Below are 15,139 nucleotides of genomic sequence, written 5' to 3'. Positions count from 1 at the left end.
AAGTGCAACATCCAAGCTACTCGAAACAAAAGTGAAGGCATGACCTTACCCGACAGCCGCAAAGGATCGCTTTCACCCTCGGGCTCAGTACCGAAACAGATAGCGAAAAACGCCAACACAAAAAGCCAGTAAAAATCGGACAACCAAAGCCAGGATGCTTGTATGAATACCAGTGTAGAACCCCGCCCCCCATCAACGGCCTACCATAGCGACTCTAAAGCTCCCCTCCCCCCTCCAAAATGGGCTGAAGACAACAACCGCTCTGGTGGCTTCGATACTCATCTTGCATTCGGAAATTATGCTTACTTAGAGCCGGAGATGGAGGTCACCACTCAGTTGCAAGCCGACGAGGCCAACATACTTCAGCATCAGAAAGAGCGGGGATATAAAGAAGAGGTTTACTGCGACGCAAGGAGCTGGCGTTTTCAGAACTCGAGTAAAATTCCGCATTTTCTTTTCGTCAGTAAACTCATGTGCCACTTCTTCGCTACGATTGCATGGGGAACGGGTATAACAGTTGCTTTTTTACCTACGACCTGGAGAAAGGATATTGAAGCGTTTTATGTACTGTGCTCATCGCTAGTCACCGTAGCTATCACCATTTTTGCGTTGGCCTTATTTATGGATGGAAAAAAAACTGTCCATCGTATCCAGCTATCCGGCTTTTTTATTCTCTCAGCCATTGTCTATTGGAAAGAAAACGCACTTTGGGGAAACAGTGACCTACATAGGGCATTGTGGATAGGCGCCTGCCTTTATTTCATGGGTGCAATCGGTATCGACGTCCTGCTCTTTTTGCATAGCAAAATCAGTGTCTACGACGGCAGTGAGTTCAATCGAACGGATGGCATGCTGAGGTTTAAAAGACGTTTCCGGCGAATGTTCGTTGCGCCGTTTGAAGAGTTCGATCCTGTCTTGCAGCTCCTGCCAAGTGGTTATGGTTCTCATGACTACGCCCTGTGGTTGCATCATCGCTACACCGATAACAAGATCTGTCTCGCCGTCAAACTTCACTCGTTAGGGCTCGATCGAAATAATGCCTTGGCCTTTTGGGATTGCCTGCAACGCTACATGGATATCACGCAACCTCTACCTGACTTGCCAGTGCTGGAACAGAGCCGTCATCTCGACCCCACAACCGTAATTCACGATGCCAATACCGGTCGCAATCCTCGGCGATGGAGAGACCAGGCGCGCAGGGGATGGATTGCAGGTGGCCTCAAAACGCTGAGCAAGCAGCTCGAGGAATACCCATGGCAATCGCAGCCCTGCATCGTGAAAGCGCGGATTGATCGTTCCTTGACGATTGAAGCTTATTACCGCGCTCAAGAAGCCAAGGGTATTCATGCCTCTCCAAAAGCCGATGATTTTGATGACATTCATCGACCGTGATGTTGAAGTTCCTTAACTCTAGCGGGGCAAGACCTCATGATCAGCTGTCACCTAACGATGAGCATCAGAATGGATACCGCTGCGCCCTGTTTTCTGATTCTCGCACTGACATTCGCGGCTTTCTCTCAAGCAGCCGATCCCACCAGTCCACTGCCACCGGACGTCTCCAGCTACACAAAAGACAGGGACACCTGCGATTCGCTAAGAGGAGAAATCCCCGAGCCTGACCCAGCAGATCCAGACAGCCTCAGTCAGGTCACCAGTGCCATCAACCACTACTGCAATGGCACAGACAAGCGTCTGACGCAGCTAAAGCAAAAGTATTCGAACGACAAAAACATCATGCAGAAACTATCGAATTACGAAGAAAGCATCGAAGCAGACATGAGTCTTTAGGCTCCGGGAAACTGAACACTCAAGCAGCATCGCACTCAATCAGCCCAAGCAGGACCCTCGCCAGTGACGGCCACTTTCCAACACGCTTTAGATCACCATGAAATCGCGGATTTCTTCAAAGGCAACGGGATCTACTTTGCCCGAGGCTGTGACTGGGGCGATCACTTGCATATAGGCAACTGGCAAGGAATGTGCGCGGTGCTGAAGCATCAGGATTCAGCGCAACAACAGCTGACCCGGCTGTTTGAGGAGTACGTTGCTAGCCTCGATCAGAACTACGTCGACGCGGAAGGTTTGCTCTGTAACATCACGGCCTACTACATCCTGCGCAAAAAGAACGCGTTTCTCTGCGCAGGGGGTTATGACCTGATCGCCGACATCGATGAAACCAGTAAGCAAACCATCGGTGCGCTGTTCAGATTGCTCCGGGTAATCTATGACAAAGAAAACGCAGATCTCCCGAAGTACTCGTTCGAGCAGGAACTTGAAAGACTGAAAAGCCACGGTTGTACCATCGAGTTCGAAACGCTTTAACCCGAAGAATTGGAAATCCCATGAATAAACGTCAGATCACGCTCGCCAACGGCTGGACCGCCACTTTTGAAAACCGTGGCGAATTCCGCATGGGGGCGGAAGGCTGGGGCTTGGTTCTGCAAGGGCCGGACGACAGGACTATTAAGTACTTCGCTGACCAGATCATTCTGGTCAACGATGAGGACGGCACTCAGGCCAGTTCGTGCATTCGGCTCTCAAGCGACGGTGTGTACGGCTACTTGAGTGCAGCGATTAATCATTGCTGGGTGATCGACTTTGCGCGGGGCATGATCGCGCCCCATCGAGCGAGCATCTATCACTACCATCACGCCTACGACGAGAGCATCTCGCATTACGAACAGCCGGCGTTCAAACGTGAGCGGCAATACATCAGCGTGGTGGGCATGCACATTTATCTGACCTTCCCGCTGACTCGGGACGAGGATTTCCCCAAGGTTTGGGACGAGTATCTGTCGATCCGCCGACGCCAACTGGACGAGTTGTATTTCAGGAACTGATCATCGTCGGCGCGCATGCTCGGTACAGCATTCAGACGCGCCCTACCCGATCAACTCGTCGGGCACCTCATACTTGACCACCACGCGATTGCGATAAAGCAGTTCCCGAGTCACCAACTCGCCCACCTGCCCCTTGTTTCTCACTTCTCGCCAGATCTCGTTCTCGCGGAATACCCGCCCCGCTTCCCGCACAAACCGATGCGCCTCCTGGAATACGTGGTAGCGATAGGCGCGCACTTGATCGCACAACAACTCCCCTTCGAGTTGCGTTGCCCCGACATGCAGCTTCAACTGAAAGTGGCGATCCGTCGGGTTGTGCAGCACCAGGTCGATGTAGTTATAAAAAATCGCTGCGCCGGAGCCGAACGGCAATACCCGGCCCTCATCGGGGAACGGATCGAAGCTGTGGTTGGAGCGTTCCACCACCACCAGCGGCGAGTGAATGGCCATCCAGTGAATCAGGTTGCTCAACTGGCAGATGCCACCGCCCACGCCGGTCCGGGCCTCGCCAAAAGACAGTTCCATGCCTTCGACGTATCCGCGTTTGCGCGTCGGTTGGCCGACGAGGCGGCAGAAGGAGAAATATTCGCCGGGGGCGATGATGACGCCGTCGATGGCCGCGACCGCGAGTTTCAGATTGATGACTTTGTTGTGTTGCAGGGCAAGGTCGGAGTCGCCGAGTTTGCGGATCAGTTTCGAGGTGTGTTTGAGGTAACGGAACGGCAGACGTTCAGCGGCAACCGCAGGCCGCGCATAGCGTTTGCGCGAGCAGTGCCAGGCGATTTGACGGAACAGCCTTTTTTGCCGCACGCGCAGCCAGTACAGGGCCGGATGGTAGAGGGAAAGTGGTTTCATCCGTGACACAACGGCGCTCGCCGCTTCTTCCTTGAGCCGTGAAAGGGGCGCGCATTTTAGCCTGTAACCCGTGTAAGCCAAGCAATAACTTCGGGCCTTTTTCCAGTCTCACTTCGACACACTCCCAACCACTGTCGAACCTGCAAATTAAGGTTGGCCTAAGGTTGCGTCGCTACCATCCCGGCCCATGAAACCCCTGTTGCCAGTGAACTGCGGATGAGCCCTTCTGATATGAAAGCGTTTGATTTTCCAGCCGAACAGCCGTCGAACTTCAGCCTGGTATTGGTCAATTACAAAACCCCGGACATGACGCGGATGTGCCTGGAGTTATTGCACCAGCACGTCAAGGAACAACGCATTCCGGTGTGGGTGGTGGACAATGATTCGGCCGATGAAAGTCTGGATTACTTGCGTTCGCTGGACTGGATCAATTTGATCGAGCGCCCCTCGCCCTGCAAAGAAGCCGGGCATATTGCCCATGGCAAAGCGTTGGATCTGGCACTGGAAAAGGTTGAAACCGATTATCTGTTTCTGCTGCACACCGATACCTTTGTCTACGACAAAGAAGTGTTTTCGATGATGATGCGCGAATGCACGAAAAGTGCAGATATGGCGGCAGTCGGTTGTGTCGAACAACTCAATCGTGGGGTCGTGCGAGATACCTGGCGTTTAACTTCGCGCTTTTGCAAGCATTATGTTCGCCATATCAAAGTCCGCCTGGGTTTGAAGTCGAAACCGCCGAGACCCTATAAAGAAACTCATCTGAAGAGTTTCTGTACCTTGTGGAATGCCCGTTTGATGAAATCTCGAGGACTGCACTTCTGCATGGATGACCGGGTGCCCGGATATACGCTTCAGGATCGGATGGTCGCTCTGGGTTACGGCATCAAGTTTTTGTCGCCGCGCAAGATTTTCCGTTATCTCGACCACATTCAGGCAGGAACGGTCGCTGCCGCAGGTACCTACGGGGAAAATCACCGTCGGACGAAAATGTATCAGGCGACGATCAAGCGCTTCCGGGGGCAGCAAGACAAACCGGGAATACAAGGATCGATATAATTTGCAGGCACAAAAAAGGCGACTTTAAAGTCGCCCTTTTTTTGTCTGAAATTGTATACATCTACTCCACTGGAGGTGTTCGCCCAGTGTAATGGCCTGGCAATCCATGCACCGGTAAAGAGCCCTGACACTGGGCGAACGGGAGGGATTTTAATAGAAGTTGGCGGATATGTCGCCCTTCTTGAATGTAAAAATTATGTACGAAAAAGTTAATAGATATTTATCGACGAATGCTTTCGTGAAACTTTCAAGAAATGCAAACCGAATTAATAGTATGACTACTCTCATACATTAACTGTACAAGAGCAGTCATTCTGTAGAGTTAAAACTCAACTTTCGTGTTGACTGGTCACTTTTAATACATCGGTATACGTCACGACGACGCTTTGTCCGACTTTCAAATCTTTGAGTTTTGCTTGAATTTCAGGCTTCTTCACATCGAGGGTTTTCGACTGGCCCGCGGGGTTTTTCAGGGTCACCTGATGGGTCTTCAAATCAATTTTGGTGATTTCCAATTGCACCTGGACCTGACGGTAAGCTTCGCCGCCCGGATTATCGCTGCCCGGAGCGTTGCGCAGTTCACCGCTACGCTCGACGGTGCCAGGCAGACCTTTATCCACATCGGTATCGAGGTAGGCCGCGACGGAACGCTGCACTTCGATTTTGACCTGGTCGCCGACCTTCAGATTAGCCAGATTTTTTGCCTTGTCGCTCAGTTGAACATGCACCTGACGTCCTTCGGCGCCTTCGAGCACGACCTGGTGATTGGCCGCATCGACCGCCAGCACTTTGGTGGTGACCACATCCGCTTCGACGGTGGCGGACAGCGGGATATCGGCAGCAAACGCTCCGAAGCTGGTGGCGGACAGTACGGTTGCAAGAGTGATGGCCTTGGCCAGTGCGTGGAGTTTCATAAGCAATCCTTTCCCTGTGATGAATGGCAGCACCCGCCGCCGAATCGCGTTCGACGACGAACGTGCCACTGAGCATAGACGCCGTTCAGGGCTTGGCTTTGCTTTCTGCTGCTGCAGTTTCTTGTGCGGTGGATTCACCACTGGCGGTGCCTTTGCCGCTGTTCTGCCGCTGTTTTGGATCAGTGGGCCGCAGGGCGTCGTTGTCACGCTCGGTTTCCCCGGGTGGCCGGGGTTCATCGGGGTGTTCGTTTGGCGAGACGGGTTTCATGGTGTGGTCCTCAAGCTTGGGGGTCGTCCAGTTCGCGGGCGACGTTTACGGCGGGGGAATCCTTGTGTTCGTCATCGGCTTTGGCGCGCAGGATCTGCCATTGCTCAAGGTCGATGGCGCCCTGACCAAGCAAGTCGTCGGCGATACGTTGCAGGTCGAGGTAATGGGCGTCGGGGGATTGCTGCCACAGGGTTTCATCGTCGAACAGACGCTGCCAGGTTTTCATGTCCGGGGGTTGCAGGTCATCGCTCATGGCAGATCCTCCACAGGTATTACTGTGTAGAGGTTCAGTGAACAAATGGAGTTCAACCCAAATCCGCGCCGGAAGGATTTGCGTCAGTAGCCGGTCATTTCGAGGTAACCGTTGCCGCCATGACTACCGCTGATCCGCACCGGGCCTTCCCAGTAGGGAATGCGCAGGTTCATCCATGCGTTGGGGTTGAGCGCCGAGAGGCTGATGTCGAGGTGTTTGTCCGGGATGCTGATCGACCAGCGCACGGGCATGGAGCGACCGGCGACAGTTGCCGTGTCTTGCGGTGTGAGTTTGATCTGCCCGCTGTGCAGGGTCTGCGTCTGGCCGTCAGCGTCGATCCAGGTGCCGGTCAGGTACGGCGCGCCGTCCTTCTGGCGCATGCGGTACAACATGACGTGCGCGCCGCTGTCCAGGTGCAGGGAGAACCAGTCCCAGCCAGTCTGGTTGGCGGTCAGCGGTTGGCTGCTCCATTCGCGATCGAGCCAGGCCGGGCCGCTGACCATGTAGGTCTGGCCGTCGATTTGCAGCGTGCCGCTGGCCTGAAAAAACGGCTGGCTGTAGTAATACGAAGCCTGGCCCTGTTCGGATTTCTGACTGAAACCCTTATCTCCCTGCAGCACCAGCGGACGGCTGGCGGTGAGGTGCAGTTGATAGCTGAAGGATTTGTCCTTGGCACTGAGTTGCATATTGCTCAACGGGTCCTGAGTGCGACTGGCGAACTGCCAATCATCGATCCACGCTTCGAACGGTGCCAGACGCACGCCAGCCTGACCCACCCCGCCGCGGGCATAACGCTCGGCAGCGTGATGCGCAGTCGCCGAGGTCACCGCCGCATGCCCCAGCCAAATCGTTTGATTACCCCACCCGGCCTGCTCCGCCACTGGTTTCAAGGCACTGCGAAACAACGTCCATTGCACGCCGAAATCATTGCCTTGCTGATCCTTGAGATTAGCGGTGACGTACCACCACTCGATGCGAAAACCCTCATGGGCGCCGTGGTCCGCCGGAAAGCTGAACACCCGCCCCGGCACCACCGGGGTAAACGCCGAGGCCTGAGTGCCCATCCCGGCAAAGCCCTTCTGCTCGGGCGCTGATTGATCGCAGCCACCCAGCAACAACAGCACACTCAACCCCACCACCGCGTTAATCCTCATGGGCAAACGTCCTCAGCAGGTCCGCCGGTTGTGTGCGGTACAGCGAATACAACGGCCACGCCGACGCCAGCAATGTCGCGAGCAACGCCAGGCCCAGCAGTTGCAGCAATTGCCAAGGGAAGACTCGCAGCGGTAGACGCCAACCGAACGCTTGCACGTTGATCACCGCATCCAGACACCACGCCAGCGCGATCCCCAATGGCAGCGCCAGCACCAGCGTCAGTACCGCCAGCAGCCAGGTCTGACCGAGGTTGAGCAGCATCAGTTGGCGTCGCGTCACGCCCAGCGCCCACAGCGGTGCGAGCTGGCCGAGACGGCTTTGGCTCTGCGTCAGCAGGCTGATAAACAGCGCCACGCCTGCCACTGCCAAGGTCAGGCTGTTCAGCGCGGCGGTGGCGGCGAAGGTGCGTTCGAACACCTGAACCGACCAGCCCTTGAGTCGCGCCTGATCGACGATGCGGCTGTCATCGAGGGCAAAGCGTGCCTGCAATGCGGACAAAAATCCCGGGATGTTCTGCGCGTCGATGCGCAGGTTGAAACGGTTCGGCGTCAGTTGCGGCCAGCCGCGCAGCAGGTGATGGATGTTGACCAGCAAATGACCTTTGGGATTGCCGTAATCGGCGTAGATGCCGACGATGCGCGGCGACCACGAACCATTCGGTGCCGGAATCGTCAGTCGATCGCCCGCGTGCACCTTGAGTCGCCGCGCGAGTTGCTCGCTGAGCATCACCGCATCGTCGGTTGCCAGATGCGCCCATGGATCACCGCCAGTCGCATCAAGCAGCGGCCAGTGCTGACGATAGTAGGCGTGGTCGATGATCCCGAACACATCCGCCGGCCAGCCTTGCAGGGTCACTGCCACCTGCCAGTTGGGCAGTATCGCCGTGACGTGCGGCTGCTGTTTGAGCCAGCTATACATTTCGCGGGCCTGAGCCGGGTTGGTCGGGTTGATGTAGAGCTCGGCGCTCAGGCGTTGTTCGAGCCAATCGTTGAAGGTCTGGCGAAAACCGGCCGTCATGCTGCCTGCGCCAATATTGGCTGCGAGCGCCAGAAGCAACGCCATCAGCGCCAGGCTCAGCGCCGGCAATTGCTGACGGCAATCGGCGAGAAACCATTGGCCGAGCACCGAACGACTGCGCCCGAGCAGTGGACTCAGCATCCCACTGAGCAGCACCGGCAAGGCCAGCGCGGCACCGAGCAGCAGCCCGGCCATCAGCACGAAGCCGCTCGCCAGGCTGTCGCCCCAGAGCAACGCCGCGAGTGCGATCACGCCCAGCACCAAGGCCAGCCAGCCCTGCCGTCGCAGCCAGCGCGCATATTGTTGATGCCAGGCTTGCGGATCTGCCACCGCCAGCAACGGCAGACGCGCCGCTCGCAATAGACTGTTGGCGCCAGCTAGCAACGCACCCAGCAAGCTCAAGCCGATTCCGCTGAACCACCACCACGGGCTCAGCCGCAACTGCCCCGCCACTTCCGCGCCGTACAGACCGCGCAGGCTGGCGGCGACATCCGGCAGCAACACACTGGCCAGCCAATACCCGCTGATCACACCAAAGACACCACCGATCAGCGCCAACCCGCCCAGCTCAACGACAAGACAGCCAATCAACAGGCGTGCACTGACACCACAGGCGCGCAATGTGCGCAACAGTCCGCGTCGTTGTTCGAGGGCGAGGCCGATGGCCGCATGGACAATGAACAAACCGACCACGAACGAGAGAAAGCCCAACGCATCGAGATTGAGATGGAAGCTCTCGGTGAGTCGCGCCAGATTGTTTTCCTCGCCACTGCTCTTGAGCTGCAACTGGCCCTTGAACGCGGGTGGCAACTCACCGTGAAAATCCTTGGGCAGCAACAGGCGGGACAGTTGTCCGGGTTGTTCGAGCAGGGTTTGCGCGACGCCGATGTCGACCAGCAACATGCCCGGGGCCATGTCTTTTTGCGCCAGCAGCGGCGGCAGCGTCTGGCCATTCAGCGTTTGCGGGGTGGCGCCTTCGTGCAGGTTCAAGGCCTGCAGGGTTTCCGGGGAAATCCATGTAATGCCTGGTGGCGTGAAGAATTCGACCACCCGTTCGATCGGCATCGCCTGCCCCGCCACCGCCGAATCGGCCGGCAGCGACACCGGCTCGATGCCCAGCAGTTGCAGGCGCTGATTATCGTGATCCTTGAGGATCAAGCGGCCCTGCAACACTGGCGACACCGGCCAGCCCTGACGGCGCAGATCGATAAACCATTGCTGTGGGAAGGTTGCACCGTTGGGCGTGCTGAGACTGGCTTGCGGTTCGCCGCCGATCAATTGGCTGGCGCGGGCATAGCTGTCGCGAGCCTGGCTATTCAGGGCCTCGACGCCGGTCAACAGGCTGGTGGCCAGCCACAACCCGGTCAGTACGCTGAAAAACTGCACCGGATGCCGCCGCCAATGACTGAGCAGCGCGCGCAGGGTTTGCCAGAAAACGTTCACGTCAGGCGCCCGTTGGAGAGCACCACCCGTTGGGCCAGCCGCGCCGCCACTCGCGGACTGTGAGTAACCATCAGCAAGGTCGTCGGCGTGTCGTCGAGCAGTTCGAGCAACAAGCGCAGCACTTCATCGCTGGTGGCTTCATCGAGGCTGCCGGTGGGTTCGTCAGCCAGCAGCAATTTCGGCTGCGAGGCCAGCGCCCGGCCCAGCGCGACGCGTTGCTGCTGGCCGCCCGACAGTTGCTCGGGATAACGCTTGAGCAAATCGCCCAACCCCAGACGCTGCACCAGATGCGCCTGCCAGCGCGGCTCGTGGCGCCCGGCCAGACGCGCCTGAAACGCCAGATTGTCCTCGACGCGCAAACTGCCAATCAGGTTGAACTGCTGGAACACCAGACCGATTTCCGTGCGGCGCCAGTTCGCCAGTTGCGCCTCGTTCATGCTTTCGAGCCGATGCCCGCCGCTGCGGATGCTGCCGCTGTCGACCTTGTCGAGGCCGGCGATCAGGTGCAGCAAGGTGCTTTTGCCACTGCCGGATTCGCCCATCAGCGCCAGGCTGCTGCCGGGTTCGAGCGTCAGGTTGACGCCTTGCAGCACGGGCAAGGGGCCTTGGGGAGTGAGGTAACTTTTGCAGACGTTTTCAACCTGGAGCATGCCGCCACCTGATGTGTCAGTGTGGGGCAAGGATAGCGGAAGCCGATGACAGACCAGAGCCTGGCGTTGAATCAAACGGCCTCATCGCTGGCAAGCCAGTTCCCACAGGGATTGAGGTTGTTCACAGATACCTGAGTTCACCCTTAAACACTGTGCGAGCTGGCTTGCCAGCGATGAGGCCAGCTCAAAAAGCCCAAACCTCACTGCCCCGCCGCCACACTGGTTGGCGCCTCCCCCGGCGTGACAATACTGCCCAGATCAATATGCTTCCACTCAGGCTTGGCCCCCAGCCGCGCATTGAAGCGGTAATTGAAGGTGAACTCATCCGCCGTCGGCACCGTCAGCGGCTTGCCGTACACCGCCTCGATCCCCGCCAAGTCGTACCCCATCAACTGCAGCAGCGTCGGGAAGATGTTGTAGTGGCTGGAGCGATCCTTGTTCGTCGACAGCTGCGCTTGCCAGTCCAGCGTTTTCACCTCGCTGCCCTGAATCACCACCAGCGGCACCAGGCCCTCTTCCTCTACCGGGTCGCCGCCGCAATGGGTATTGAGCCCGGGATTGCCGCGTTCATGCAGATCCTGGCCGTGATCGGAGGTGTAAATCAGCAACGCATTGTTCAGATTGGCCTGGGCAAACACCCGCGCAAAAAACTCCCCGACGTTCCATAGCACGGTGTTCTTGTAGGCGTTGCGGTACAGCACCCAATCGTCCGGCTGACCATTGAAACCGGTGCGTTCGCCGGTGTCGGCGACTTCGGTGAACTGGCCGCGCGGCAAGGTCGGACGGTAGGCCATGAACGCATCCGGGTATTTGTCGTGCACCGGAAAATGCGCGCCGACCTTGTTGATCAGGATCAACTCGGGTTGGTCATCGTTGAGCAGCTCGATCAGCTTCGCCGCTGCCGCCATGTCGCGGTCGCGTACGCTGGTCTGATCGAATTGCACGAACTCGTCGATGTCCTTTTTCTCGGTGTCGTTCATCAGGTTCTGCAGGTTGCCGCCCGTGCGCTGGGCATCGATGTACACCGTGCGCAACCCGGCCTTTTTCGCGTATTGCCAGATCGACGGCAGCGTACTGTTGATGCGCATGTAGTCGGCGCGGGTGCCGCCGTAGCGCAGGGTGATGTTGGTGTCGGCGCTGCAATTGGCGATGGATGCGGCGTAGCCGTAATTAAAGATGTCGACGCCTGCATGCGCCTGCTTGAGGTTGCTGTGCACGCCGAACGGGGCGTTGATGTCCAGGTAATTGCCGGAGATGCTCTCGTCGATGATCAGCACAATTTCGTGCCCCACCACTGCCGAGTTACGCGCCAGGGTGACCGGCTCGCGCGGGCCGACGGTGTTGTGCAGTGCTTCATAGGCAAACAGGTTCAGATAGGCCAGCGGCGTGTACATGACCGGCAAGCCCCGTGCGCCCTCGCCCGCCCGCAAAAACAGCACCGCGCTGAGCAACAGCACCCCGCACAGCGGCGCCGCCACACGCAATGCGTTGGGTACCATCAATGCATGCCGAGGTTTCAGACCGATGCCGAACAACAGCAGCAAACCACTGAGCGCAGCGTGAATGATCGCATCGCGATACTGGTACGCCGCTTCCTGAATGAAGCCGCCGGAGTACACCAGCGAGACGAAGCTGCTGTAGCTCAGGTAATCCGCTGTGACCCGGGTATAGACATCAAAAAATACCGCCGAAACAAACATGGCCAATGCGAACAAATGTCGAATGAGCGTCTGTCGTATATATGCCGTTAGATATAACGCTAAAGTTAGCGCCAAAAACATCGCGCCAAAAAGAAGTACAGCCAGACCGAGGCCGATAGCATTTAACCGCTCTATGTAATATTCGGAATAAAGCAGCAGATAAATAATTAAAAGCAGTTCTTTCAGGTATCGAAACATGGCCATTCCGGGACGCAATAAACGGCATCGGGTCAATAGTTTGTCGGTCAGAATCTGACACTAGCACCCGGCCATCAAAGCGCAAGAAATGGAAGACTTTTACCCAAAGCGTCAAAAAAACGTTGACTCAAATCTGACACACTCCAGAAGCTACAAGCCTTTAATTTCGCGGCCTTCGACCGTTTATCGCTTTCTCGTGATTATGAAAAAAGCGTCAAGGACGCGACAAATCCAGCAATAGCAAGCACTTGATGGCTAATCGCCCCCAAAATTGGGGCTGTTATACAGGTGCAACATGTCATTTTGCTGACACGCTTTTCCCACCCTGCGCTATACCCCTTTTGACAGTCTCATTTCGAACTTATCTTTTTGCTCTATCGAGGGTGCGCAGATGGACGTGAGCGTATTTGGCACGGGCTATGTTGGACTTATTCAAGCCGCCGCACTTGCAGATGTCGGTCATCGGGTTTTATGCGTTGATATAGACCCGAACAAGATTAAACAACTGCAACAAGCCGTGCCGCCGATCAGCGAACCGGGACTGTCCGGCACACTTGAAGAAAACATCAAGGCCGGGCGTTTGCTATTCAGTACCCAGGCCAGCGATGCCGTCGAACATGCCGAGCTGATTTTCATCGCCGTCGGTACCCCGGCCGATGAGGACGGTTCCGCCGACCTCAGTCACGTGCTCAATGTCGCCCGGCAGATCGCCTCACACATGGAGGCCGATCGCACCCTGATCATCAAATCCACAGTGCCGGTCGGCACAGCGGATCAAGTCCTCGCCGCTGCCGACAGCGAACTGCTGCGCCGCGGCAAGATCGGCCTGAAAGTGCGCGTGGTCTCCAACCCCGAATTCCTCAAGGAAGGCAGCGCCCTCGCCGACTGCATGCGCCCGGACCGGATCATCATTGGCGCCCGCGACGACGAGGCCCGCGAGCAGATGAGCGAGCTGTATGCACCGTTCTGCCGCAATCACGAAAAACTGATGTTCATGGACAACCGCAGCGCCGAGCTGACCAAGTACGCGGCCAATGCGATGCTCGCCACACGCATCAGTTTCATGAACGAACTGGCCAACCTCACTGAACTGCTCGGCGCCGACATCGAAGCGGTGCGCAAAGGCATCGGTTCTGACCCGCGTATCGGCTACCACTTCATCTACCCGGGCTGCGGCTTCGGTGGCTCGTGCTTTCCCAAAGACTTGCGTGCCCTGCTGCACACCGCCGAACACAACGGCATGCCGCTGAAACTGCTGCGCAGTGTCACCGACGTCAACGACACCCAGCGGCACATCCTGTTCAGCAAACTGAAAGCGCAATTCCCGCAAGGGCTGGCCGGTAAATCCATTGCTGTCTGGGGCCTGGCGTTCAAACCGAATACCGATGACATGCGCGAGGCGCCCAGCCGCTACCTGATGGATGCGCTGTGGGCCGAAGGCGCCAGCGTGCAGGCTTACGATCCGGAAGCCATGTCCGAGTGCCGGCGCCTCTACGGCTATCGCGATGACCTGCACCTGTGCGCCACCCGCGACGACACCCTCGAAGACGCCGATGCGCTGGTGATCTGCACCGAGTGGAAAAACTTCCGCGTGGTGGATTTTGAACTGCTCGCCAGCAAACTCCGTTCGCGCGTGGTGATCGACGGCCGCAACCTCTACAACCCGGAACACCTCGCCGCCGCCGGCCTGCACTACAGCGGCATCGGCCTGCGCCACATCGCCCCGGAAGGATTGCGCTCATGAAAATCCTGGTCACCGGTGCGGCCGGATTCATTGGCGCTCATTGCGTATTGCGGCTGATGCGCGACGGCCATGCGGTGGTCGGCCTGGATAATTTCAACGCCTATTACGATCCGCAACTCAAGCACGACCGCGTGCAATGGGTGCGCGCGCAGGTCGGCGATTTCCAGCTCGCCGCGGTTGACCTGGCCGATGCGTCGGCCATCGAAGCGCTGTTTGCCCGCGAACGCCCGCAAGTGGTAATCCACCTCGCGGCGCAGGCCGGCGTGCGTTACTCGCTGGAGAATCCGCGGGCCTACATGGACAGCAACCTCGGTGGTTTCCTGAACATTCTGGAGAGCTGCCGGCATCACCCGGTCGACCATCTGATCTACGCCTCGTCAAGCTCGGTGTATGGCGCCAATCAACACACACCGTACTCGGTCAAGGACGGCGTCAATCACCCGCTGTCGTTGTACGCCGCGACCAAGAAAGCCAACGAGCTGATGGCCCACAGCTACAGCCACCTGTTCGGCATTCCCTGCACCGGCCTGCGCTTTTTCACCGTGTACGGCCCGTGGGGTCGGCCGGACATGTCGCCGATCCAGTTCGCCCGGGCGATCAGCGAAGGCGAACCACTGAAGCTGTTCAACTACGGCGAGCATCAGCGCGATTTCACCTACATCGACGACATCATCGAAAGCATCGCACGCCTCGCCGACCAGCCACCGCACGCCCATCCGGAATGGGATCGCGAGCAGCCCGACCCGGCCAGCAGCATGGCGCCGTGGCGGTTGTTCAACATCGGCGGCCAGCACCCGGTCGAGCTGAAAACCTATCTGGCGCTGATGGAAAAGCACCTCGGCCAGAAAGCCATTGTCGAGCTGCTGCCGCTGCAACCGGGTGACGTGCTCAATACCTGCGCCGAGGCCAGCGATCTGGCCCAGGCCACCGGGTTCCAGCCCCGGATCGAGCTGGATGAGGGACTTGGGCGTTTCATCGCCTGGTTCCGCGACTACTACCCCACTGCCTATCGCCCACGCGCCGCTCGCGGCTGAATTAATGCG

The 15,139-nt window shown here is 57.7% G+C and carries 15 protein-coding genes; 7 read left to right on the top strand and 8 right to left on the bottom strand.

The window, feature by feature from the left end:
- Positions 1 to 762 precede the first annotated feature (762 nt).
- The 4 genes from ACVVH8_RS10960 to ACVVH8_RS10945 all read left to right on the top strand — a co-directional run bounded on the left by ACVVH8_RS10960 (position 763) and on the right by ACVVH8_RS10945 (position 2,840).
- Complete coding sequence (locus ACVVH8_RS10960) at positions 763 to 1,392, top strand: hypothetical protein (protein ID WP_475231152.1); 630 nt, start codon at positions 763 to 765, stop codon at positions 1,390 to 1,392.
- Positions 1,393 to 1,461: 69 nt separating this feature from the next.
- Positions 1,462 to 1,788 (top strand): hypothetical protein, encoded by a 327-nt coding sequence (locus ACVVH8_RS10955; RefSeq protein ID WP_475230028.1) that lies wholly within the window; start codon positions 1,462 to 1,464, stop codon positions 1,786 to 1,788.
- Between the two features lie 63 nt (positions 1,789 to 1,851).
- A complete protein-coding gene (locus ACVVH8_RS10950; protein WP_315445671.1) occupies positions 1,852 to 2,322 on the top strand; it encodes a hypothetical protein in 471 nt (156 codons plus the stop codon).
- Between the two features lie 20 nt (positions 2,323 to 2,342).
- Positions 2,343 to 2,840 (top strand): hypothetical protein, encoded by a 498-nt coding sequence (locus tag ACVVH8_RS10945; protein ID WP_475230025.1) that lies wholly within the window; start codon positions 2,343 to 2,345, stop codon positions 2,838 to 2,840.
- Between the two features lie 42 nt (positions 2,841 to 2,882).
- Here ACVVH8_RS10945 and ACVVH8_RS10940 read toward each other — a convergent pair whose 3' ends face one another.
- Positions 2,883 to 3,695, bottom strand: a complete 813-nt coding sequence (locus ACVVH8_RS10940) for a VanW family protein (protein ID WP_475230022.1) — start codon at positions 3,693 to 3,695, stop codon at positions 2,883 to 2,885.
- A 231-nt stretch (positions 3,696 to 3,926) separates the two neighbouring features.
- Here ACVVH8_RS10940 and ACVVH8_RS10935 point away from each other — a divergent pair, with 231 nt between their 5' ends.
- The gene (locus ACVVH8_RS10935; RefSeq protein ID WP_103305839.1) at positions 3,927 to 4,754 is read left to right on the top strand and encodes a glycosyltransferase family 2 protein; all 828 of its coding nucleotides are present in this window, start codon (positions 3,927 to 3,929) and stop codon (positions 4,752 to 4,754) included.
- A 329-nt stretch (positions 4,755 to 5,083) separates the two neighbouring features.
- On the opposite strand, the gene ACVVH8_RS10930 is transcribed toward ACVVH8_RS10935, so the two are convergent.
- From ACVVH8_RS10930 to ACVVH8_RS10900, 7 genes are all read right to left on the bottom strand, one after another.
- Positions 5,084 to 5,668: a hypothetical protein gene (locus tag ACVVH8_RS10930; protein WP_103305838.1), complete on the bottom strand. Its 585-nt coding sequence runs from the start codon at positions 5,666 to 5,668 to the stop codon at positions 5,084 to 5,086.
- 85 nt (positions 5,669 to 5,753) lie between these two features.
- Positions 5,754 to 5,936, bottom strand: a complete 183-nt coding sequence (locus tag ACVVH8_RS10925; RefSeq protein WP_213028221.1) for a hypothetical protein — start codon at positions 5,934 to 5,936, stop codon at positions 5,754 to 5,756.
- A 10-nt stretch (positions 5,937 to 5,946) separates the two neighbouring features.
- Positions 5,947 to 6,189, bottom strand: coding sequence for a hypothetical protein (locus ACVVH8_RS10920; RefSeq protein ID WP_103305836.1), 243 nt, complete (start codon positions 6,187 to 6,189; stop codon positions 5,947 to 5,949).
- Positions 6,190 to 6,272: 83 nt separating this feature from the next.
- On the bottom strand, positions 6,273 to 7,343 hold the full coding sequence (locus ACVVH8_RS10915) for a lipocalin-like domain-containing protein (RefSeq protein ID WP_315445675.1): 1,071 nt from the start codon (positions 7,341 to 7,343) through the stop codon (positions 6,273 to 6,275).
- Positions 7,333 to 9,804: an FtsX-like permease family protein gene (locus ACVVH8_RS10910; protein ID WP_475230020.1), complete on the bottom strand. Its 2,472-nt coding sequence runs from the start codon at positions 9,802 to 9,804 to the stop codon at positions 7,333 to 7,335. The genes ACVVH8_RS10915 and ACVVH8_RS10910 overlap by 11 nt, the downstream gene beginning before the upstream one ends.
- Positions 9,801 to 10,454, bottom strand: coding sequence for an ABC transporter ATP-binding protein (locus ACVVH8_RS10905; protein ID WP_475230018.1), 654 nt, complete (start codon positions 10,452 to 10,454; stop codon positions 9,801 to 9,803). The genes ACVVH8_RS10910 and ACVVH8_RS10905 overlap by 4 nt, the downstream gene beginning before the upstream one ends.
- Before the next feature lie 200 nt (positions 10,455 to 10,654).
- Complete coding sequence (locus ACVVH8_RS10900) at positions 10,655 to 12,352, bottom strand: sulfatase-like hydrolase/transferase (RefSeq protein ID WP_475230015.1); 1,698 nt, start codon at positions 12,350 to 12,352, stop codon at positions 10,655 to 10,657.
- Positions 12,353 to 12,743: 391 nt separating this feature from the next.
- Between ACVVH8_RS10900 and ACVVH8_RS10895 the strand changes: the two genes are divergently transcribed.
- A complete protein-coding gene (locus ACVVH8_RS10895; protein ID WP_213028216.1) occupies positions 12,744 to 14,096 on the top strand; it encodes a UDP-glucose dehydrogenase family protein in 1,353 nt (450 codons plus the stop codon).
- Positions 14,093 to 15,130 carry an NAD-dependent epimerase gene (locus ACVVH8_RS10890; RefSeq protein WP_213028215.1) on the top strand — a complete coding sequence of 346 codons (1,038 nt, stop codon included), beginning with the start codon at positions 14,093 to 14,095 and terminating at the stop codon, positions 15,128 to 15,130. The genes ACVVH8_RS10895 and ACVVH8_RS10890 overlap by 4 nt, the downstream gene beginning before the upstream one ends.
- Positions 15,131 to 15,139 lie beyond the last annotated feature (9 nt).

The sequence above is a fragment of the Pseudomonas trutticola BRTCR10 genome (assembly GCF_056155105.1).
Note: the sequence above shows the minus strand (reverse complement) of the source record. Positions and strands in the feature narration are given on the sequence as shown.

Coding starts and splice junctions, on each gene's coding strand:
- ACVVH8_RS10945 (WP_475230025.1), top strand. CDS start 2,343: ATGAATAAACGTCAGATCACGCTCGCCAACGGCTGGACCGCCACTTTT.
- ACVVH8_RS10895 (WP_213028216.1), top strand. CDS start 12,744: ATGGACGTGAGCGTATTTGGCACGGGCTATGTTGGACTTATTCAAGCC.
- ACVVH8_RS10900 (WP_475230015.1), bottom strand. CDS start 12,352: ATGTTTCGATACCTGAAAGAACTGCTTTTAATTATTTATCTGCTGCTT.
- ACVVH8_RS10940 (WP_475230022.1), bottom strand. CDS start 3,695: ATGAAACCACTTTCCCTCTACCATCCGGCCCTGTACTGGCTGCGCGTG.
- ACVVH8_RS10920 (WP_103305836.1), bottom strand. CDS start 6,189: ATGAGCGATGACCTGCAACCCCCGGACATGAAAACCTGGCAGCGTCTG.
- ACVVH8_RS10890 (WP_213028215.1), top strand. CDS start 14,093: ATGAAAATCCTGGTCACCGGTGCGGCCGGATTCATTGGCGCTCATTGC.
- ACVVH8_RS10930 (WP_103305838.1), bottom strand. CDS start 5,668: ATGAAACTCCACGCACTGGCCAAGGCCATCACTCTTGCAACCGTACTG.
- ACVVH8_RS10935 (WP_103305839.1), top strand. CDS start 3,927: ATGAAAGCGTTTGATTTTCCAGCCGAACAGCCGTCGAACTTCAGCCTG.
- ACVVH8_RS10925 (WP_213028221.1), bottom strand. CDS start 5,936: ATGAAACCCGTCTCGCCAAACGAACACCCCGATGAACCCCGGCCACCC.
- ACVVH8_RS10915 (WP_315445675.1), bottom strand. CDS start 7,343: ATGAGGATTAACGCGGTGGTGGGGTTGAGTGTGCTGTTGTTGCTGGGT.
- ACVVH8_RS10960 (WP_475231152.1), top strand. CDS start 763: ATGGGTGCAATCGGTATCGACGTCCTGCTCTTTTTGCATAGCAAAATC.
- ACVVH8_RS10905 (WP_475230018.1), bottom strand. CDS start 10,454: ATGCTCCAGGTTGAAAACGTCTGCAAAAGTTACCTCACTCCCCAAGGC.
- ACVVH8_RS10955 (WP_475230028.1), top strand. CDS start 1,462: ATGGATACCGCTGCGCCCTGTTTTCTGATTCTCGCACTGACATTCGCG.